The following is a 24,307-nucleotide window of genomic DNA, read 5'->3' on the forward strand; positions in this document are numbered from 1 at the left end:
TTAGAAAATAAAGTCGATGGAATCTGGCGAGAAGTCTTCCGGCTGCTCGCTCGAGTTCACCTGAATATCGCTTAATAGCAAATCTGGATTAGCTCCAACCTGGGACAGGATCGCTATCAAATCTCCGGTTAATCGTTCAATAGCATCTGCGCCAAACAGCTTTGTGCAATATTCGAAGGAACCCTTGATCTGCCCGTCTTCATCACTCATGGACAAGGTCAAATCGAATTTGGAAATACGATGCTCCTGAACATACGGACTAAAGGACAGTGTTTCAAGCTTCGCTTCCTGTGACTCCGTATTTTGCAGTACAAACATGGTGTCAAATAACGGATTACGGCTTGCATCCCGCGCTACATCCAGCTTTTCCACCAACTCCTCAAGCGGATAATCCTGATGCTCGAAGGCTTGTAGCGTACGTTCTCGGGCTTCCAGCAGGTAGCTGTGGAACGTTTGGTCGCCCTGCGGCTGGTGCCGGATGGCTAGTGTATTGACGAACATGCCGATCAGTGGCTCCAGTTCTGGCAACAAGCGGCCTGCTACCGGCGTACCGATGATCAAATCGTCCTGACCGCTGTATTTGGACAGCAGGACGGTATAGGCACTCAGTAGCACCATGTACAGCGTACTTCCGGTCTGTGCCGCGATTCGGCGCAGTTGCTCGGATACATTCGAGTCAACAGTAAAATCATACATTGCTCCCTCGAAGCTGCGAACAGCAGGTCTAGGGTAAGCAATCGGCAGCTCCAGTACAGGCAACTCTCCGGCTAAATGCTCCAGCCAGAACTGTTCCCGGCGTTGGTATGATTCACGCTGCATTTCCTGCTGCTGCCACACCGCATAGTCCTTGTACTGAATGGGCAGCGGCGCCAAAGCCTGTCCCTCGTACAATTGTCCCAGCTCCTGCACGATATTGTTAGACGACACACCGTCTGAAATAATATGGTGCATGTCGTACATCAGGAGGTGACGTTCGGGTCCGGTTTGAATGAGACGGACACGCAGCAGAGGTGCCTGCTGAAGATCGAAGCTGCGTACAAAAGACTCGATATAGGCTTCGGCTTCGGACTCATGGGCCTGCAGGCGCTCTACTGCAAACGCTACCTGATCGTAAACCCGCTGAACAACCTCGCCGTCCACCATTTCGAAGGAAGTTCGCAGCGTTTCATGGCGGGCTATTAACTGACGGAACGCATCCTCCAGTCGATCTGCCTGAAGCGGCCCCTCCACGACTAATACACCCGGCATATTGTAGCTGACCTCCCCACCGTCCAGATGGCTCAAAATATACAGTCGTTTTTGAGCCGAGGAAGCAGGATAGTAAGACTGTTTGGCAGCTGCAGGGATCACCGTATAGGTGTCTGTGCCCTGCGCGGTGATCAGCTGGGCTTGCTGCTCAATCGTAAAGTGCTGGAACACCTCACGCAGTGTAATTCGGCTGCCCAGTTCCTGATGGATTTTGGCCACCAGCGTCGTGGCCCGCAGGGAGTGTCCACCCACATCGAAGAATGAGTCGGTGACTCCTACGCTGGACAGCTTCAAGACATCCTGCCAGATTTGGGCTAGCTTGGCCTCCAGTGGCGTCCGCGGTGCCACATACTCTAGGCCTCCTTCAAGGCGTGCTTCCGGTGCTGGCAATGCCTTCCGGTCGATTTTCCCGTTTGGCGTCAGCGGGAAACGATCCAGCTGTACCACATACGTCGGGATCATGTAATCCGGCAGCTTCGGCTGCAGCGCATTCCGCAGTTCCGGTAGACTCAGCGACTCCGAAGCTACGATATAGGCACACAGATCCTTGTGTCCGTCCTCCTTTTCCCATGCTGTGACTACAGCTTTCTGAATGCCGTCCACAGTCAGCAGCTGTGCTTCCACCTCGCCCAGCTCGATCCGATACCCGCGAATTTTGACCTGATGGTCGATCCGGCCTAAATACTCGATACTGCCATCCGGCAGCCACCGTGCCAGGTCGCCTGTCCGGTACATCCGGTTTGCGTAAGTGCTGTCCGCTGGATCAGCGGCCGTCGCATCAGCAAACGGATTCGGGACAAACTTCTCAGCCGTCAGTTCCGGCAGGTTGAGGTATCCTCGTGCGATACCTGCCCCTCCGATATAAAGTTCACCCGCGATACCGATCGGTACCAGCTGTTGTCGAGTGTTCAAGATGTACACAGCCTGGTTGGCTATCGGCGTTCCGATGGATACCGTGTGCTCCCCTTTTTCCAGCAGTACATTCAGCGACTCTACATCTTCAATCGTATAGGCGGTTGCATCTACGGTCGCTTCGGTCGGACCATACACGTTCGTAATGACCGGACGATACCCGGACCATTTGTGTAGGAACCCCTGTACCAGCTGCACGGATAAGGCTTCGCCCCCGATCAGGTAATGCTTCACATCCGGCGCTTCTGTCACGCTGACGCTTTCGTTCAAAATATGCAGATGCGCTGGTGTGCCGTCCGACAGATCAATCCGGTGCGTGCGGTAGTAGGCGATCAAATGCTCTCCGCTCAGGCTGACGTCACGGGACACCACATGCAGGGTATGACCTAGCAGCAAGCTGGCAAAGATTTGCTTCACCGAAGCGTCAAATACAAATGCGGACAGCCATGCGATGTGAAGCGGCTGATCATACCGACTGTACACTCGCTCATATAAAGCGTCTACCAGATTGCCGACACTGCCTTGCTCAATCATGACCCCTTTCGGCTGACCGGTTGTACCTGAGGTGTAAATCATATAGGCCAGGTTGTGCGGGCCAGCGACAGAGATCAGGTTGCTCGCATCCTGTGCTCCCCATTGAGCTTGAACGCCCTCATCGTCAAGAACGATAGCTTGTACTGTCGATGGCAGTTCGAGTGACAGGTTGGCAACTCTGCTGGTGATCACGACCTTGGCCCCACTGTCTTGAAGCATATAGTCAATACGCTCCTGTGGATACATCGTATCCATTGGCACATACGCACCTCCGGCCTTCAGTACCCCCAGAATGCTCACCAGAATATCCGCAGAACGTTCCAGCAGTACGCCTACCGGTTGATCTGCTTCAACACCTTTCGCCCGTAGCACACGGGCCAACCGGTTCGCCTGCTCATTCAGCTCAGCGTAGGTTAGCGCTATATCGCCAGACACAACGGCTATCCGCTCAGGGTAGTCCTTCGCTTGTTCTTCAAAACGCTCGCTGAGTGACAGACCTTGCAGTGTTCCACGCACGCTGTGCGCGTTCGGATCATTGAACACCTTCAGAATCTGTTCGGTTTCTTCCGCCGTAATCAGTTCCAGCTCACCCAGCTTCGCATCCGGGTTTGCCGCCACGGCTTCGGCTAAGCGAATAAAGTGACGTGTCATCCGTTCAACGGTTTCCCGTTGATACAACGCAGTTGCATATTGCAATCCGAACTGGATGCCTGCCTCTTCCTCTCTGGCTTCCAGCGTGAAGTCAAACTTCGCTGGTGTTTGCTCCAAGCCGTATGGACGGAAGCTCAGGTCTGCCAGTTGCAGCTCGCCTTCCTCCGTCGTTTGCAGGGTAAACATCGTATCGAACAGCGGATGGCGACTCATATCCCGCTTCACATTCAGCTTTTCCACCAATTCCTCAAATGGATAGTCCTGATGTTCGTAGGCTTGCAGGGCCCGAACCTTCACTTCTTCCACGTAGCTGCGGAAGGTATGTTCCGCTGTCGGATAGTTTCGCAATGCCAACGTACCGACGAACATCCCGAGGATTGGCTCCAAATCGGCATGCGGTCGTCCGGCAATCGGCGTGCCGACAACGATGTCCTCTTGGCCACTATATTGATGCAAGAGTGCGGTGTATGCCGCCAGCAGCACCATATACAGCGTAGAGCCTGTGTGCGCCGCCAGTTCCTTCAGGCGTTCGCTCACTTCGCGTTCCAGCCCAAACACCACGGTATCGCCTGCCGTACTTCGTATCGACGGACGGGCAAAGTCTGTCGGTAAATCCAGCACAGGCAGTTCCCCCCGGAAGGTGTCGAGCCAGTAGGCTTCCTGGCGCTGCATCCACTTCTGATGGACCTCGCTTTGTTGCCATACGGCATAGTCTTTGTACTGTATCCGCAGTGGCGCTAGCTGTTCACCGTCATACAAGCGGACAAATTCTTCAGTCAGTACCCCCATGGACACGCCATCCGAAACGATGTGGTGCATGTCGAGCATGAGTACATGCTGCGGTTCCTGCCCTGCTCCTGATACGCCTAGATCTACCAAGCCTACCCGCAGCAGCGGTGCAGCTTTGAGATCAAACGGACGGACAAAGCAACTCACCAGCTCTTGTACTTCCTTGTTGACCCTCGTGTCTGTGTCCGTAGTCGCACCCTCTGCTTGTACCTTCGTAAATTCGACCTCGAACGGTACGGTGTCCTCAATAGACTGCACTGGCTCGCTGTCCACCAGATCAAAGCGGGTACGCAACGTCGCATGACGGGCAATCAGTTGACGGAATACGTCCTCCACTCGCTTCACGTCCAGCGGACCGTTCACTTGCAGCACCGATGGCATGTTGTAGTTCACATCATGTGGATCGAACTGATGTAGCACGTACAGTCGTTTTTGCGCTGAGGACAAGGGATAGAAGCTGCGCTCTTCCGTTACTGGAATGGACGCATATGTTACTTGATCCAACTGTTCCAGTACTACTGCCAGTTGCTCAATCGTTGGTGCTTCAAAAATACTGCGCAGTGGAAGCGGCTTGTTCAGTTCCTTGTGAATCTTCGAGGCCAGTGTCGTCGCCCTCAGTGAATGTCCACCAATCTCGAAGAAGTTTTCCTTCACGCCGACCTGCGTCAGGCCTAGCACATCCTGCCAAATTTGCGCCAGTTTCACTTCCACCCACGTTCGCGGTGCGACATAATCGGCTACGGTTTGCAGGCTACCTTCAGGTGCTGGTAGAGCCTTGCGGTCGATTTTACCATTCGGTGTCAGCGGCATCTGCTCCAGCTGTACCAAGAAAGAAGGCACCATGTAGTTGGGCAGCTCCTCACCCAGTAAACTGCGCAGTTCACCAGCGCTTACTTCTCTTTCAGCGACATAGTACGCCACCAGTTGATTTTGTCCCTGCTCGTCCGCTTGGGCCAGGACGATGACCTCTTGTACGTCCTCCACTTTCAATATTTGTGCCTCGACTTCGCCCAGTTCAATCCGGTAACCCCGGATCTTTACTTGATGGTCAATCCGGCCCAAGTATTCGATGTTTCCGTCTGGCATCCATCTTGCCAAGTCGCCTGTGCGGTACATCCGCTCATACCCGGCTTCGCCAGCCGCAAACGGATTCGGTACAAATTTCTCCGCCGTCAGCTCTGGACGATCCAGGTAACCACGTGCCAGACCCGGACCAGACACGCACAGCTCACCCGCTACGCCTATCGGAGCCAAATGCCCGTGTACATCTACCATGTATACCCGATGATTCGGCACAGGACGTCCAATGGAAATCAGCTGTCCTGCTCTCTCATCCTTGGATACCGGCCAGATGGATGTCGCTACCGAGTTTTCAGTTGGACCATAGCCATTGTAGTACGCCACCTGATCCTTCCACTTGTATACCAGCTCTGTTGAAGCGGCTGAACCCGCAGTGACCAGAATACGCAGATTTGGCATCCGCTGCGGCTCCAGATACACCGCATAGGTAGGCGGCAATGCTGCCACCGTGATGTGGTGATCCGCCATATATTGTTCAAACCGTTCGTAGTCCAAAATCGTCTCTGACGTTGGCACGTACAACGTGGCTCCGCAGAATAGAGCTTGGAAGATTTCCCAGCAAGCCGCATCAAACGAGTAGCTGGCGAACAGCAACATATGATCTGAGGTACTGATCTCGAATTCCTGATCAAAATACGTTTTCAGATTGCATAGCCCGTGATGCTCCAGCATAACACCCTTCGGCTGCCCCGTTGTCCCCGATGTATAGATCACATACGCCAGATCGTTCGGACCGGACAACGGCTCCAGATTAGAACCATCCTCGTGATACACACTTTCTGCCCCATTCAGCACCAGCATGTGACCGTCGAAAGCTACTTTGTCCACCAGATGACCTTGAGTTAACAACAGCTTCGCTCCCGAGTCATCCAGCATATAGCGGATACGCTCTTCCGGATAGGTTGGATCGATAGGTACATATGCTCCTCCGGCTTTCAAAATGCCTAACATACCCACGATCATGTCTATCGAGCGTTCGGTCATCAGACCCACCAAACGATCTTTCGTCACACCTTGACTGCGCAAGGTACGAGCCAAACGATTCGCACGTTCATTCAGTTCGCGATAACTCAGTTGTTCTCCTTCGAAGTACAACGCTGGCTGCTCTGGTGTGTGCGCCGTTTTTGTCTCAAACAGACCATGGATCGTTTGCTCGCTTGGATACTCGGCGGCTGTATCTCCCCATACGCTGAGAATTTGCTCGCGTTCCTGCTCGCTTAACACATCCAGCTCTTGCACCCGAATGGCCGGATTCGCTACCACTTGTTCCAGTAGCTGTATTAAATGTCCCTGAGTCCGTTCCACGGCTTCCCGATCAAATAATTTTGTATTGTATTCGAATCGGATTTTCATCGATTCCTGCGGCATAACGACCAGATTGAAATCATAGTTCGTTTGTTCAATCATGCCTGCATTGCTGATTACAAAATCCGACGCTGCACCTTCGCCAAGCTGCTCGACCTGCTCCTCCACCGGATAGTTTTCAAACACGATAATGTGGTTGATCAGCTCTTGCTTTTGCTCGGTCAAGGCTTGAATTTCATACAGCGGATACGTCTCATAATCTTGAGAAGCCAGCGCCTGCTGCTGATTCGTTCTAATCAGATCGGCAAAGGTGTCCTCAGCTCCACTGCGGATACGTACGGGAATGGTGTTAATGAACAAGCCCACCATATTTTCGATCCCCGGAATATCAGCCGGACGACCCGACACGACACCGCCAAAGACGGCATCATCACTACCGTTGTACTTTTGAAGCAGTAAGCCCCAGGCTGTTTGCAGTAATGTATTCGGGGTCACGTGGTACTGCTTGGCTACCATTTCCAGGCGCCCTGTCAAATCCTTACCTAGATCGCACAACACATGCTCAAATTGTGCACCGTCCGCTTTCGTGCCGACTTTTCCGGTTGGAATCGACGTTTGTTGATCATAGCCCAGCAAATAATCTTTCCAGTATGAGGCTGCTGCTTCTACATCCTGGGCTTCAAGCCACTCAATATACTGACTGTATGGAGTCACCGGGGCGAGCTTTGGTTCTCTATGTTCTACGGCTGCAAAATAAGCCTCAAACACCTCATCCGTTACCAACGCCACACACCAGCCATCCATTAGGATGTGATGAGAGCTCCACACAAAGTAATAATCCTCATCACCTGTCCGTAAAATCGCCACGCGCATCAACGCATCCCGGGACAAATCGAATCCGGCTGCCTTGTCCTGGCGAATAAATTCCTGCACATACGCGTCACGTTCCTGATCATCCAAATGACGCAAATCTTCATAGCTGAAACCAACATCCTTGCGCCGGAAAATCACCTGCACGGGCTCATCCTGCCAGCCGCTAATGAAATTAGCTCTAAAGATCTCATGCCGCTGCGCCAAATGATTCAAGCTATCTTGGAAAATATCTGCTTGGAAGCGACCACGCAAGTCAAAGGTCGTTTGTTCAAAATAAGCCCCTGACGCTGCATCCATCAGGCTATGGAACAACATGCCTTTTTGCATCGGTGTCAAGGCATATACATTTTCCAGTTCCCCGATGTCACGAGTCCGCTCTACTAACTGATCCAGCTCGGCCAAGGTTACAGGTTTAAGCATCACATCGCTTGGCGTCAGCTCCTGCTGTTTGCGGTCCGCGCAATGTGCGATGATGTCCTGCAGGCTGGTTCTGAGCGCTTCGGCTAGCTGTTCCATCGTTTCCTTGCGATATTCCTGATGGCTGTAGCTGATCGTCAATTGCAATTGACCTTCTGAAATCAGTCCGTTCAAATCCAGCGTGTGCGATCTGGCTGCATGTGCGCTCAGCTCGGCACCGCTAGCGTAAGGAGACACGCCAATGGATTGATTTTGCATATCCTGATCAAATTGTCCCAAATAGTTAAAGCTGATTTCAGGTTCGGTTACAAAACGCTCTTGCTCACATGCCGCGGACAGGTATCTCAGCATACCGTAGCCAATACCCTTTTGCGGAATCCGGCGTAGCCCTTCTTTCACCTGTTTGATGCGCTGTGAAAGGTCTTGGCTCACACTCATATCCAGCACAACCGGGAATTGGGTCGTAAACCAGCCTACCGTGCGCGTAATATCCAGCTCGGGCAGAATGGATTCCCGTCCATGGCCTTCCAGGTTGACGAGCACTCGTTCAATCCCCGCCCAGCGATGAATAGCCAGGCCGAGTGCGGTCAGCAGCAAATCATTCATATCCGTGTTGTAGGCACGATGTGCTTGTTTTAACAGCTGCTCCGTTTCTTGAGCTGTCCACGTGACTGTCATGAGCTCGCTGTCTTTATTCAAGGAATGAGAAGGGGATTCGTCTTTTGGAAGCGGCTCATACACCCCTTGTTCCATTTCTCTCCAGAAGGCAAGCTCTGCTGCCATTTCTGGACCGTTCGCATAGTGAGACTGTCCCTCAGCCCAGGTACGGAACGAATCCGTTTTGTGTGGAAGACGAGCCGGTTGTCCGTTCAATGCTTGTTCGTAGGCTGTCGTAAGATCCTCGAACAAAATGCGCCAAGAAACGGTATCTACTACTAAGTGATGAATAGCTATCAGCAAATGATCTCCATCGGGGCAATGGAACAGCCCCAGCTTCACCAGCGGTCCTTCGCTTAAATGAATCCCCGCCTGAATTTCATTCGCTTTGGCCTCAATCGCCGCAGACACTTCCGACTCCTTCCTGAAGTCTGCCTGATCCAGCGTATACAGCTCACCCTCACCCACCGCGCGATTCCAAGCTTCATACCCGTGTTCGGTAGGACGGAAAACGATCCGCAGTGCATCGTGATGACTAACCATTTGATCCATCGCTGTGCGCAGTGCCGCTTCATCAAAACCATCCTTGCTATGCAGCATGATGGACTGGTTGTGATGATGAGCATCCGCCAGGTTTTGCTCCAAGAACCAGTGTTGAACGGGTGTCAGCTTCACCGCGCCCACCACTTCGCTTTGATCCGCCAATCGGGTAACGGATTGGACTTTCGGCGCCAATGCAGACACCGTTGGATGGCTGAACAGGTCTTTCATCTCCAGTCGATAACCTGCTTGTAGCAAGCGGGACGATACTTGCAGCGCTTTGATCGAATCGCCGCCCAGCTCAAAGAAGTTATCCTGCGTGCCTACGGCCTCCACGCCGAGCACTCCGGCCCATACCGTAGCCAATACTTGCTCCACCTTCGTACGTGGGGCCACATAGGCGACTCCGGTATGGATGCTGCCTTCCGGTTCCGGCAAGGCCTTACGGTCAATTTTGCCGTTGCTGGTCAGCGGGATCGTCTCCAGTCGCATCAGCCGTGCTGGCACCATGTGCGCTGGCAGTCCGGCTTCCAGCGCGGCCTGTACTTCCTCGATCCGCAGCTCGGTTTCTCCCGTGATGTATCCGCACAAATACTTGTGTCCACGCTCGTCCGTCCGGTCGATGACTACGGCTTGACGCACACCCGGCACCCGCTGAATCGCCGTTTCAATCTCGCCCAGCTCGATCCGATAGCCCCGGATTTTGACCTGATAGTCCATCCGGCCGATAAAGTCCACATTGCCGTCCGGCATCCACCGCGCCAAGTCGCCGGTGCGATACAAACGTTCACCCGGTACGTACGGGTTCGCTACGAATTTCTCGGCTGTCAGGTCCGCACGGTTCAGGTACCCCCGTGCGACCCCGATGCCGCCGATGCACAACTCGCCCAGTACACCGATCGGTACCGGATTCAGCTGGCTGTCCACGATGTAGAAGCGTGCGTTCAGCCACGCCTGTCCAATCGGCACATTCCCGCTGCTTGGCAGTTTCGACAGCTCTTCATCGTAGAAGCTGGAGTCAATCGCCGCTTCCGTGACGCCATAGCTGTTGATGATACGGATATCTGCGCCAAACCGTTCTTGCAGCACTCGGTAGTCCGTCACGCTGCAGCTGTCTGAGCTCGTAATCAGCAGCTCCAGACTGCTCATGTCCAGCCCGTGTTCATGCACATGCTGCATAAACGGTACGATCAAGGCTGGAGTCGATTCGAACACGGTAATCTGATAATCACGAATCCAGCCATATAGACGGCTTGGATCAATGCGATCCTCTTTCGGACAGATGACCATCGTGCCGCCGTTATAGAGCGTCCGTGCAATATCGCCGACGAACACGTCGAAGGAGAAACTCGCCAGTTGCAGCAGACGTACCGGGAACTGGTTCAGACGGTAATCCCGGCGATAGGCCGTAGCCGTATTGACCAAGCTGCGATGCTCGATCATGACGCCTTTTGGACGTCCCGTTGTGCCGGACGTATAGATCACATACGCCAAGTCTTGCGGCTCGTTGATACGTTCAATATCCGTGGTATCCCCGGTGTACAGCGACTCATCGTCAAGTGCCAATACAGTACGCAGGCGCAGCTCTGTTGCCGGTTCAGATGCTGCTTCGCTGTCAGACTTCGAATCTGATTTCAAGCTTACGCCTTCATTCAGGCGGTCTCTTTCCATCAATTCAGCATCAGCCGCTGTTTCCAATTCACCCTCAGTCTGCCCTCCGCCCAAGGCCTGTTGGCTTTCCTCCAGCCACACCTGGGCACGGTCCCGCAAACTGGTTTGGGTCAACAGTACCGTCGCACCGCTGTCCTCCAGCATAAAGCGGATCCGTTCGGACGGATAGTCTGCATCCAGCGGCACATAGGCGCCTCCAGCCTTCCATACCGCTAGTACGCCGACCAGCATGTCTACCGAGCGTTCACTCAGAATGCCGACAATGGATTCGCGTCCAATGCCTTCTTTTCGCAGTCTGCGCGCCAATTGGTTCGCACGCTCGTTCAGCTGGCGGTACGTAAGCTGCTGCTCCTCGTACACCACCGCCACATGATCTGGCACAAGCTGTGCCTGTTCTTCCACATAGGCATGGAATAAGACTTCTGCTTCAGCCGCAACCTCCGATACGCCTACATCTCCAAAACCATAGAGGATTTGTGCCTTCTCCTCGACAGTTACCATATCCAGAGCTGCCAGTGGCTGCTGTGGATGAAGTGTAATCGCACGTACGAGTTCAGTAAAATGCTGTGCCAAGCGTGCGATGGTCTCCGGCTTGTACAGCGCCGTGCTGTATTCCAAACTACACAGAATACCTTCTGGCTGCTCTACGGCATCCAAGGTCAGATCAAATTTGGATGTATGATTGTCCGTCGGATACGGCTTGAAGGCCAGACCTTCCAGCTCGAACTCCTGCTGCTCAAATGTTTTCAGCTCAAACATCGTGTCAAACAGCGCATTCCGGCTCGTATCCCGCGTTAAATTCAGCTTTTCAACCAACTCTTCAAACGGATATTCCTGATGCTCATACGCACGGAGCGCATGCTCTTTGACCTCTTGCAGATAATCTAGGAACGTTTTGTCGCCACACGGATAATTGCGAATCGCCAGCGTGTTGAGGAATACGCCTACCAGGCTCCCCAGTTCCGCATGTGGTCTTCCGGCAATCGGCGTGCCGACGATGATATCCTCTTGACCCGTGTATTTATGCAAAAGCGTGCTATACGCTGCCAGCAACACCATGTACAAGGTAGAGCCAGTTTGCGCGGCCAGCTGCTTCAGCTGCTCGCTGTCCTCCATACGGATCGCAAACTCAAATCGAGTTCCTTCCAGACGCTGTACAGCAGGTCTTGTAAAATCCGTTGGCATATCCAGCGCCGGGATTTCACCAGACATGGTTTTCAGCCAATAGCTTTCTTGCGCACGAAGGCGTTCACTTTGCATATCTGCATGCTGCCAAACCGCATAGTCCTTGTACTGAATCCGCAATGGCGGCAGTTCCTGGCCTTCATACAATTGAGAGAACTCCTGCACGATAATGCCTTCCGTGACGCCATCCGAAATAATATGGTGCATGTCATAGAGCATGACGTGACGCCCCGGTCCGTTTTCGATCAACTGAACCCGCAGCAATGGGGCTTGTGCGAGATCAAATGCACGTACAAAGTCTTGTACGTACTGCGGTGTCTCTTCTTCGCTTGCCTGTACATACTCCACGCTGAATGGGGCGCTGGATTCAATCCACTGAATCACCTCACCATCCACCATATCGAATCGGGTTCGGAGGGCCTCATGACGGGCAATCAGCTGGCGGAAGGCTTGTTCCAGTCGTTTTTTATCCAAGGAACCTTCGATAATCAAAGCTCCTGGCATGTTGTAGCTAACCTCTCCACCTTCCAGGTGACTCAGAACGTACATCCGTTTTTGTGCCGAGGAAACGGGGTAATATTCGCGCTCCTCTGCAACAGGTATGGATACATACGTTTGCTGGGTCTGATCTTCACCCATCACCTGTACCAATTGCTCAATCGTCGGATATTGGAAAATATCTCGCAAGGCCAGCTTGTGATTCAGCTCCTGATGGATTTTCGCCATCAGTGTAGTAGCGCGCAGCGAATGTCCTCCCGCTTCAAAGAAGTTATCCTGGATGCCTATTTGGTGATGATTCAGAACGCTTTGCCAAATACGTACCAGCTGCTCTTCCAGTTCTGTGCGCGGCGCCACGTACTCCGTGCCTCCTTCGAGGCGCGCTTCCGGTGCGGGCAACGCTTTGCGGTCGATTTTCCCATTCGGTGTCAGCGGGAAACGATCCAGGGGTACGACGTAGGTCGGGATCATATAGCCCGGCAGTTTGGGCTGGAGTATGCTGCGCAGCTCCGGCAAATTCAGCGCCTCCGAGGCTACGACATACGCACACAGATCCTTGTCTCCGTCTTCGTTTTCCCAGGCGGTGACGATGGCTTTCTCAATGCCATCCACAGTCAGCAGCTGCGCTTCCACCTCGCCCAACTCGATCCGGAAGCCCCGGATTTTGACCTGATCATCCATCCGGCCGATAAAGTCCACATGGCCGTCTGGCATCCACCGCGCCAAGTCGCCGGTACGATACAGTCGTTCACCCGGCACGTACGGGTTCGCTACGAATTTCTCCGCCGTCAGGTCCGCACGGTTCAGGTACCCCCGTGCCACACCAGCACCGCCAATGCACAGCTCGCCCAGTACGCCAATCGGGACCGGATTCAGCTGGCTGTCCACAATGTAGAAGCGTGCGTTCAGCCACGCCTGACCAATCGGCACATGGCCGCTGCTTGGCAGCTTCAACAGTTCTTCGTCGTAGAAGCTGGAGTCAATCGCCGCTTCCGTAACACCGTAGCTGTTGATGATGCGGATCTCCGCACCAAACCGCTCCTGCAGCACTCGGTAGTCTGTCACACTGCAGCTATCCGAGCTCGTGATGAGCAGCTCTAGACTACTCATATCTAGTACGTGTTCATGTACATGCTGCATAAACGGTACAATCAAAGCTGGAGTCGATTCGAACACCGTGATTTGGTAGTCACGAATCCATCCGTGGAGACGGCTAAAATCAATCCGGTCGTCTTTCGGACAGATAACCATCGTTCCACCATTATAAAGTGTCCGCGCAATATCACCGACGAACACGTCGAAGGAGAAGCTAGCCAGTTGTAGCAGTCGTACCGGGAATTCGCTCAGGCGGTAATCCCGACGATAGGCCGCAGCGGTATTCACCAAGCTGCGATGTTCGATCATGACACCTTTTGGACGTCCGGTTGTCCCAGACGTGTAGATCACATACGCCAGATCGTGCGGTTCATTGATCGGCTCGATATTCGTGGCATCCCCGGTGTAGAGTAACTCATCGTCCAATGCCAGTATGGTTTGCAGGCGCAGCTTTGTTGCCGATTCAGATGCTGCTTCGCTGTCAGACTTCGAATCTGATTTCAAGCTCAAACCTTCATTCAGATTGTCCCTTTCCATCGTTTCAGCGCTAACTGCCGTCTCCAGCTCACCCTTAGCATTTTCATCGCCCAAAGCCCATTGGCTTTCCTCCAGCCATGCTTGTGCGCGCTCATGCAATCCCGTCTGAGTTAACAGTACCGTCGCACCACTGTCCTCCAGCATGAAACGAATCCGTTCGGATGGATAGTCTGCATCCAGCGGCACATAGGCGCCTCCGGCTTTCCACACCGCCAATACACCGACCAACATATCCACCGAGCGTTCACTCAAAATGCCGACAATCGACTCACGTCCAATGCCTTCCTTTCGCAATTTACGCGCCAATTGGTTTGCACGTTCATTCAGTTTGCGGTACGTCAGCTGTTGCTCCTCATACACCACCGCCACGTGATCCGGCACAAGCTGGGCTTGTTCTTCCACATAGGTATGGAACAGGGCTCCCGCTTCAACAGCATCAGCACCTAATACCCCCACATTTCCAAATCCATCGATGAGTTGCTCTTTTTCCTCGGCGGTTACCATATTCAAAGCTGCCAGGGGCTGCTGTGGATGATAGGCAATAGCTCGAACGATTTCCGCAAAATGCTGTGCCAATCGCGTCATGGTCTCCGGCTTGTACAGCGCCGTGCTGTATTCCAGACTGCACAGAATACCTTCTGGCTGCTCTATGGCCTCCAAGCTCAGATCAAACTTGGCCGTATGATTGTCCAGTGGATAGGAGCTCAAGGTCAGACCTTTCAGCTCGAACTCCTGCTGCTCCATTGTTTTCAGCTCAAACATCGTGTCAAACAGCGCATTCCGGCTCGTATCCCGCGTTACATTCAGTTTTTCAACCAGTTCTTCAAACGGGTAGTCCTGATGCTCATACGCACGGAGCGCATGCTCTTTGACCTCTTGCAGATAGTCCAGGAACGACTTGTCGCTGGACGGATAATTGCGCATCGCCAGCGTGTTGATGAATACACCAACCAGACTCTCCAGTTCGGCATGCGGTCGTCCGGCAATCGGTGTGCCAACGACGATGTCCTCTTGGCCTGTGTATTTGTGTAAGAGCGTGGTGTACGCCGCCAACAACACCATATACAGAGTAGCGCCGGTGTGTGCCGCCAGTTCTTTCAGGCGTTCACTAACCTCACGCTCTAGTACAAATTCGATCGTATCCCCTGCCGTACTCTGCACCGCTGGGCGGGCAAAGTCAGTAGAGAGATCCAGTACAGGTAGTTCACCTTGGAAGGTGTCAAGCCAGTACGCTTCCTGACGCTGCATCCATTCCTGGTGGGCTTCGCTTTGCTGCCATACGGCATAATCCTTGTACTGAATCCGCAATGGCGCTAGCTCTTCACCGCCATACAAGCGGACAAACTCGTCGGTCAGGACCTCCATGGATACCCCATCTGAGACGATATGGTGCATGTCAAGCATAAGCAGATGTTGGGATTCCTGCTTCGCTCCTTGAACGCCCAGATCCACCAAGCCTACCCGCAGCAGCGGCGCAGCTTTGAGATCAAACGGACGGACAAAGCTCCGTACCCGCTGTTGCGCTTCTATGTTGACTCTTGTGTACGTATCTGTAGTTGTGTCCTGATCTGTGTCCACAGTCGCACCCGCTGCTTGTACCTTCGTATATTCCACCTCGAACGGCACAGCGTCCTCAATCCATTGCATCGGCTCGCTGTCGATTAGCTCAAAGCGGGTACGCAAGGTTGCATGGCGGGCAATCAGTTGACGGAATACATGTTCCACTCGTTTCACATCCAGCGGACCGCTCACTTGCAGCACCGACGGCATGTTGTAATTCACATCCTGCGGGTCGAACTGATGCAGCACATACAGTCGTTTTTGCGCCGAGGATAACGGGTAGAATGTGCGAGTTTCCGTTACCGGAATCGATGCATATGCCACTTGATCCAGCCCCTCCAGCACAGCTGCCAGTTGTTCAATCGTTGGGGCTTCAAAAATACTGCGCAGAGGAAGCGGCTTGTTCAGCTCTTGGTGAATCTTCGAGGCCAGTGTCGTCGCCCGCAGCGAATGTCCGCCAATCTCGAAGAAGTTTTCCTTCACGCCGACCTGCGCCAGACCCAGTACATCCTGCCAGATTTGCGCCAGCTTCACTTCCACCCACGTCCGCGGTGCGACATAGTCGGCTCCGCTTTGCAGGCTGCCTTCCGGTGCCGGCAATGCCTTGCGGTCAATTTTTCCATTGGGACTCAGCGGCATTTGCTCCAGCTGTACAAAGTACGATGGCACCATGTAGCTAGGCAGCTCTCGGCCCAGCTCACTTCTCAGCTCGCTGGCACGGATTTCTTGCCCCGCGACATAGTACGCCACCATTTGTTTTTGGCCCGTTTCATCCGCACGAGCCATGACCACCGCTTCTCGTACCGATTCCACTTGGAGTAGCTGCGTTTCGACCTCGCCCAGCTCAATCCGGTACCCACGGATTTTCACCTGATGGTCAATCCGGCCTAAGTATTCAATGTTGCCGTCTGGCATCCATCTCGCCAAGTCACCAGTGCGGTATATCCGTTCATACCCAGCTTCCCCGCCGGCAAACGGATCGGCAACAAATTTCTCGGCCGTTAGCTCCGGACGGTTCAGGTAACCGCGGGCTACGCCGACACCGCCGATGCACAGCTCCCCTGCAACCCCAATCGGCTGCAATTGCTCCGTGCCTTCCTTCACGATGTACAGACGGATATTTTGAATCGGTTTTCCGATCGGAATCACCGCATATGCCTCATCCGGCTCGCAATCAAAGTACGATACGTCCACCGTCGCTTCGGTTGGTCCATACAGGTTGACCAACTTCGCCCCGGCCAGGCTCGACACGAGCCGCTGGAACCGGGCCACATGCTGTGGCGGCAACGCTTCACCACTGGCAAAGACATGGCGCAGCGTGCCCAGCTTCGCTTGCATCACTTCTCGTGGCTGCTGCTCCACATACTCCAGAAATGCATGCAGCATCGCCGGTACAAAGTGCATCGTGCTCACACCGTCGCGGGCAATTGTGTCGACGATGTCTTCCGGGTTCTTTTCCCCGCCCACGGGCAGCAAGCTCACCTTCGAGCCGACCATCGACCACCAGAACAGCTCCCACACCGACACATCGAAGGTGAAGGCCGTCTTTTGCAAGATCGTATCTGCCGCACTCAAGCCATAACGTTCATGCATCCACAAAATCCGGTTCAGCACGGAATGGTGCTCCACCATCACGCCCTTCGGTTTTCCGGTCGAACCGGAGGTGTAGATGACGTACGCGACATGGTGCGGCCCGGCCAGTAGCTCCAAATTTGATCCGTCTTCGTGATAAATATTCTTGCCATCCTGCTCCTGACGATCCAGCACCAGCACCTGGCCGTCGAAACTCAGCGAGGCTTGCTCCGCCAGATGCGCTTGTGTCAGCACCAGCTTCGCGCCCGAGTCCTCCAGCATAAAGCGGATACGATCGGCCGGATATTCCGGATCAATCGGCACATAGGCTCCGCCGGCCTTGAGGATCGCGTAGATGCCTACGATCATGTCCAGCGAACGGTGAATCAGAATGCCCACCGGCTGATCCGGCTGAGCCCCTTGCGCACGCAAGGTCCGGGCCAAACGGTTAGCCCGTTCGTTCAGCTCCGCGTAGGTCAACGACTCTGCACCACACAGTACTGCCACTTGCTCCGGTGTATTCGCTGCCTGCTGCTCAAACAGACTGCTTAGCGTCTGATTCTGCGGATAGGCTGCCGCCGTATCTCCCCACACCTGAACGATCTGTGCCTGCTCTTCCGCTGTCACCAATGCCAGCTCATTCACTCGGATATGCGGATTGTCAATAATTTGCTCGATGACATGCAGTACATGTCCCTGCATCCGCTCGATCGTAGACCGATCGTACACATTCGCGTTGTATCTAAACATGATCCGGAAGGTTTCATCTGGCATCACAATCAAGTCCAGATCATAGTTCGTTTGTTCGACAACCTCTACATTCGTAATGTCAAACGCGGATGGACGAACTTCACCCAGCTGCTCGACTTGCTCCTCGACCGGATAGTTCTCAAACACCATAATGTGGTTAATTAGATGCTGCTTTTGCTCGGTCAGCGCCTGTATTTCATACAGCGGGAAGCTGTCATAGACGCCTGAAGCCAGCGCTTGCTCCTGCGTTTTGCGCATGATGTCCACAAACGTGGCATTTCGCTCACTTTGAATCCGCACTGGGATGGTATTAATGAACAGGCCGATCATATGCTCTACACCCGGAATATCCGTCGGACGTCCAGATACGACACTGCCGAATACAACATCCTCGTTGTTGTTATATTGCTGCAAAATAAGGCCCCACACGCTCTGCATCAGCGTATTGATCGTGACTTGCTGCTGCTTCGCAATCCGGTACATGGCCTGGCTCCACGTTGGATCCAGCTCTACCGTTATTTTTTCAGAAACATATTTGCTGGTATCGCTTGTTATCGTGGACAGAACACTTTCGCTGCTATCCGCCACTTGGTCTTTCGATGAAGTATCCGCTCCAGGTAATAACGTCTGCTGTTCAAAGCCCGCCAAATAGCTGCTCCAATACTCTTTTGCCGCACGTTCATCTTGGCGCTCTAGCCATTCGATATATTGGCCATACGGTGTAATCGGAGCAAGCTCTGGCTGTTTCTGCTCCAGCAGCGCAAAGTACGTACCAAACACTTCACCCGTAACAAGCGATAAGCACCAGCCATCCATGACAATGTGATGGAAGCTCCAGACCAAGTGATACGTTTCTTCATCGGTCTGCAATACCTGTACGCGCATCAGCGCATCCGTACCGAGATTAAAACCTCTCGCTTGGTCCTCCTGCTTAAACGCCTGGATATATGCCTGTTGCTCCGCTTTCGGCATTTCGCGTATATCCTTGAAGGAAAGATCGCTATTTTTATGACGGAACACGATTTGCAATGGCTCCAGACCATGTCCTGTTTCAAATTGATGGAAATTCGTCCGCAGCGCTTCATGACGCTGTGTCAGCAGATCCAGACTCTTACGGAAAATAGCAACATCAAAGCTGCCCTTTTGATCAAACGACGCTTGCTGGAAGTATGCGCCTGAGTCCGGCTCCATCAGACTATGGAACAGCATCCCCTTCTGCATGGGAGAAAGAGCATACACATTTTCAAGCTCGCCCACAGAAGCTGTTTGCTCCGTCAATTGCTCCAACTGCTCCAGTGTCAAGCCTTTGAACAAGACATCGCTTGGCGTTAGCTCACTCCGCTCTTGGGAGGCACAATGCTTGATGACTTCCTGCAAGCTTTCCTGCAATAGCCGGGCAAACTTCTCTACGTTTTGCTGTTGGTATACATGGCTGTCATAACGAATTTCCAGGGTCAGCACGCCTGCTGTAATCATGCCGTTCACATTCAGCGGTTGCTCCAGTACGGTGCGGTCACTCAACGGCTCTCCACCTGGATGTGAAGACAGCGTGATCTCACCATTCTCCAAGTCCTGATCAAATTGTCCCAAATAGTTAAAGCTGATCTCAGGCTGCAGGCTCCAAGAAGAGGTAGCATCATCCTGAGGCAAATATTTCAACATACCGTAGCCAATGCCCTTATGCGGCACATGTCGCAGGTCCTCTTTTACCCGCTTGATGCGCTGCCCTACTTCTGCCTTTCCATCGACATCCAGCAGTACTGGATACTGACTCGTAAACCAACCCACGGTACGTGTGATATCAATATCGGGAACAATAGCTTCCCGGCCATGGCCCTCCAGATTGACCAGCACTTGCTCCTGCCCGCTCCAGTTGTACAATGCGGTACCGAGTGCGGTTAACAGCAGATCATTGACCTCGGTGTGGTATGCACGATGTGCTTCCTGCAGTAGCAGTCGGGTGTCCTGTTCGCTCCACGCCACGCTCACCGTCTCACTGTCTCTGACCCAAAAATGCTGTCCTGCCGCTCTTTCTTGATCTTTAGGTAGCGATGCGACTTCCGCGTGGGCAAGACGCTGCCAATATTCGCGTTCATTGTCGATGGCCGGACTGTTGGCATATTGAGACAAACGCTCTGCCCAAGTGGAGAACGAATCCGTTTTATATGGCAAGCGAATCGCTTCTCCCCGAACGGCCTGCTCATATCCAGTCGCAAAATCCTCAAACACAATCCGCCATGAAATGCCGTCTACAACCAAATGGTGAATGGCAATCAGTAAATGATCTCCATCCATGCAGCGGAAAAGTCCCAGCTTCACCAGCGGTCCTTCGTCTAGACGAATCGAGCTTTGGATGGCATTGGCTTTCGTTTCCATCGCCATCGCAACATCTGCCGCATCTTCGACGCCTGTCAAATCCACAACGTCCAGATGATACAGCTCGCCTTCATTCATACCGCGATTCCACGCTTCATAGCCCTGTTCGGTCTGACGGAAGACCATACGCAGCGCATCATGATGCTCCGTCAACTTGGTCACCGTGTGATGCAATGCGGCTTCGTCAAAGCCTTCTGCTCGATGCAGCATCACCGACTGGTTAAAATAATGCGGCTCTGCCGAGGCTTGTCCAAAGAACCACTGCTGGATCGGGGTCAGCTTGACGCTGCCTGATATCTCGCCCTGATCGGTCGTACGGCTCACTTTTTGTACACGACCGCTCAGCAGCGAAATGGACGGATATTGGAACAAATCCTTCATGTCCAGCTTGTAGCCCGCTTGCAGCAAGCGGGACGATACCTGGATCGCTTTGATCGAATCGCCGCCGAGGTCAAAGAAATTATCCAAAATCCCGATTGTCTTCGCTCCTAAGACAGACTGCCAAATCGAAACCAACGTCTGCTCCAGTGCTGTGCGCGGCTCTACATAATCCGCTCCGCTTTGCAGGCTACCCTCCGGTGCTGGCAGGGCCTTGCGGTCGATTTTGCCGTTCGGTGTCAGCGGCATCTGCTTCAGCTGGATGAAGTATGAAGGCACCATGTAGTTGGGCAGCTCCTCACCCAGCAAGCTGCGCAGCTCACCCGCGCTGACGTCTCTTTCAGCGACATAGTACGCCACCAGTTGGTTTTGTCCCTGCTCATCCGCTTGGGCCAGGACGATGACCTCTTGCACGTCCTCCACTTTCAATATTTGTGCTTCGACCTCGCCCAGTTCGATCCGGTAGCCCCGGATTTTCACCTGATGGTCGATCCGGCCCAAATATTCAATGTTGCCGTCTGGCATCCATCTTGCCAAGTCCCCCGTACGGTACATTCGTTCATAGCCGGCTTCACCGGCTGCAAACGGGTTCGCTACAAATTTCTCCGCCGTCAGTTCTGAACGATCCAGGTAACCACGCGCCAGACCCGGACCAGACACGCACAGTTCACCTGCTACGCCGACCGGAGCCAAATGTCCATGCACATCCAGCATGTACACCCGGTGATTCGGCATAGGACGACCAATGGAAATGAGTTGGCCTGCCCTTTCATCCTCGGATACCGGCCAGATGGACGTTGCCACCGAGTTTTCGGTTGGACCGTAGCCATTGTAGTACGCCACTTGATCCTTCCACTTGTATACCAATTCTGTGGAAGAGGCTGAGCCCGCGGTGAACAAAATACGCAGGTTTGGCATCCGCTCCGGCTCCAGGTACACCGCATAGGTCGGCGGCAAAGCGGCCACCGTAATCCGGTGATCGGCCATATATTGCTCAAACCGCTCGTAGTTCAAAATCGTCTCTGTTGTTGGTACGTATAACGTGGCGCCGCAGAACAGCGCCTGGAAGATTTCCCAGCAAGCTGCATCAAACGAGTAGCTGGCGAACAGCAGCGCATGATCCGACGTACGGATCTTGAGCGTCTGATCAAAATACGTTTTCAGATTGCACAGCCCATGGTGCTCCAACATCACGCCCTTCGGCTGCCCCGTCGTCCCTGACGTATAAATCACATACGCCAAATCATTCGGGCCGGACTCCGGCTCCAGGTTGGAGCCATCCTCGTGATACACCGTTTGCTCACCATCTAGCACCAGCATGTGGCCGTCAAACGCGACTTTGTCTACCAGATGGCTTTGTGTTAACAGTAGCTTCGCTCCCGAGTCGTCCAGCATGTAGCGGATACGTTCCTCCGGATAGGTTGGATCGATAGAAACATAGGCGCCCCCAGCCTTCAAAATCCCAAAGATGCCCACGATCATGTCCACCGAGCGCTCAGTCATCAGACCCACCAGACGATCCTTCGTCACGCCTTGACTGCGCAAGGTACGAGCCAATTGATTGGCGCGTTCATTCAGCTCACGATAAGTCAGCGTCTCTCCTTCAAAGAATAAGGCTGTCTGCTCCGGTGTCTGCGCCGTTTGCGCCTCGAACAAGCCGTGAATCGTTTGCTCGCTTGGATAGGTTGCCGCTGTATTGCCCCAGACCTCAACGATTTGCTCGCGCTCCTGCACCGTAACCATATCCAGCTCACACACGCGAATGTCTGGATTCGCTGTCACTTGCTCCAGCAGCTGCACCAGATGACCTCGAATTTGCTCTACGCTTTCCCGTTCAAAGGCCAGGGCATTATACCCGAAGCTCATGTGAATGGTATTCCCCGGCAGCACTACCACGTTAAAGTCATAGTTGGTCTGCTCGACAGACTCGGCTCCTGTGATGGTGAAGCTGGACGCCTCACCGCTACCTAATTGCTCGATTTGTTCCTCGACCGGATAATTCTCAAAAATAAGAATATGATTAATCAAATCCTGCTTAAGCTCTGACAGCCCCTGAATTTCATACAGCGGATACGTATCATACACATGGGAAGCAATCGATTGCTCCTGGGTTTGCTTCATCACGTCGGAGAATAGATTGTCCACTTGACTGCGGATACGCACCGGAATCGTATTGATAAACAGACCAATGATATGCTCCACGTTCGGAATGTCTGCCGGACGTCCAGATACCACGCTGCCAAACACGACATCATCGGTGCCATTATATTTTTGCAGCAAAAGGCCCCAAACGGTCTGCATCAACGTATTGATGGTCACCTGATAACGCTTGGCTATACGCTGAATACCAGTTGTTAGCTCTACGCCCAAATCAAAATCCAGACGCTCCGCCTGATACCCTGTTTTGCCCTGGATTTTTGCCTGTGGCAAACGGGACTGCTCCTCATATCCATCCAGAACCTTGCTCCAATAACTTGATGAGGCCTGACGATCCTGCTGCTCCAGCCATTCGATATATTGACTGTACGGGGTTACAGGGGCCAGTTTCGGTTGTTTATGAGCCAGGATCGCAAAATAGCTTGCAAACACTTCGTTTGTCACCAGTGACAAGCACCAGCCGTCCATCACGATATGATGGAAGCTCCATACAAAACGGTACGTATCCTCACCTGTGCGCAACACAGCGACACGCATCAAGGCGTCTTTTGCTAGATCAAAACCTCTTTGCTTGTCTTTACGTGTAAATTCGAGCATGTACTCGTTTTGCTGCTCTTCCTCCATATCCCGCAAATCCTCAACATACAGTTCACTGCGCTTATTCCGGTACACAACCTGAAGCGGTTCATCCTTCCAGCCGCTGTAGAAGTTCGTGCGCAGTACCGTATGCCGCTGCACCAAGACATCCAGACTGGCCGCAAATGCAGCGATATTAAAATGCCCTCGCAGATCAAAGGAGGCCTGTTCAAAATACGCTCCCGATTGCGAATCCATCAGATTGTAAAAGAGCATCCCCTTTTGCATCGGCGTCAGTGCGTATACATTTTCCAGCTCACCAATATGTGCCGCCTGTTCCGCAATCTGTTCCAGCTCTCCAGTCGTTAAGCCTTTGAAGGATACATCACTTGGCGTCAGTTCCGGTTGTTCCTGAGCGGTGCAATGCGCAATGATCTCTTGCAAAGCGGATTGCAGCAGTCCCGCCACACGCTCCAGCGTTTCTTTACGATACTGCTTACGGCTGTAAGCAATTGTCAAACGCAGCGTGCCTTCCGAGATCATCGCGTTTAAATCCAGCGTGTACGGCAAGCGGGAATGGGCATCCTCTGTCTCCCCTGCATGGTAGGACGACAACGTGATTCCACTGTTTTGCAGATCCTGATCCACCTGCCCCAAATAGTTAAAGCTGATTTCCGGTTCTGCAATCGCACACGATTCACCTGATCCGAACGTAGGGGACAAGTAGCGCCAAGTTCCATAGGTCAGCCCTTTATGCGGAATCCGGCGCAAGCCTTCCTTCGTTTCTTTAATCCGCTGAGCCAGTGTCATTTCCTTGCCGGTCTCCAGCAGCACTGGATACAAGCTCGTAAACCAGCCTACGGTACGTGTAATATTCACCTCTGGCAGGATCGCTTCCCGGCCATGGCCCTCCAGGTTCACCAGCACCTGGCCTGCACCTGTCCAG

At 53.3% G+C, this 24,307-nt stretch carries 1 protein-coding gene (only partly in view); it reads right to left on the reverse strand.

Translation table 11 applies throughout. The features are described from left to right. Positions 1–24,307, reverse strand: the 3' portion of a protein-coding gene (locus ACXHJ1_RS20575) for a non-ribosomal peptide synthase/polyketide synthase (protein WP_457905148.1). Its footprint extends 18,086 nt past the window's final position; the window shows 24,307 of its 42,393 coding nt (coding positions 18,087–42,393); its start codon lies off the right edge, out of view — the gene reads right to left on this strand; its stop codon occupies positions 1–3.

This window comes from Paenibacillus sp. ALE2 (assembly GCF_054113385.1).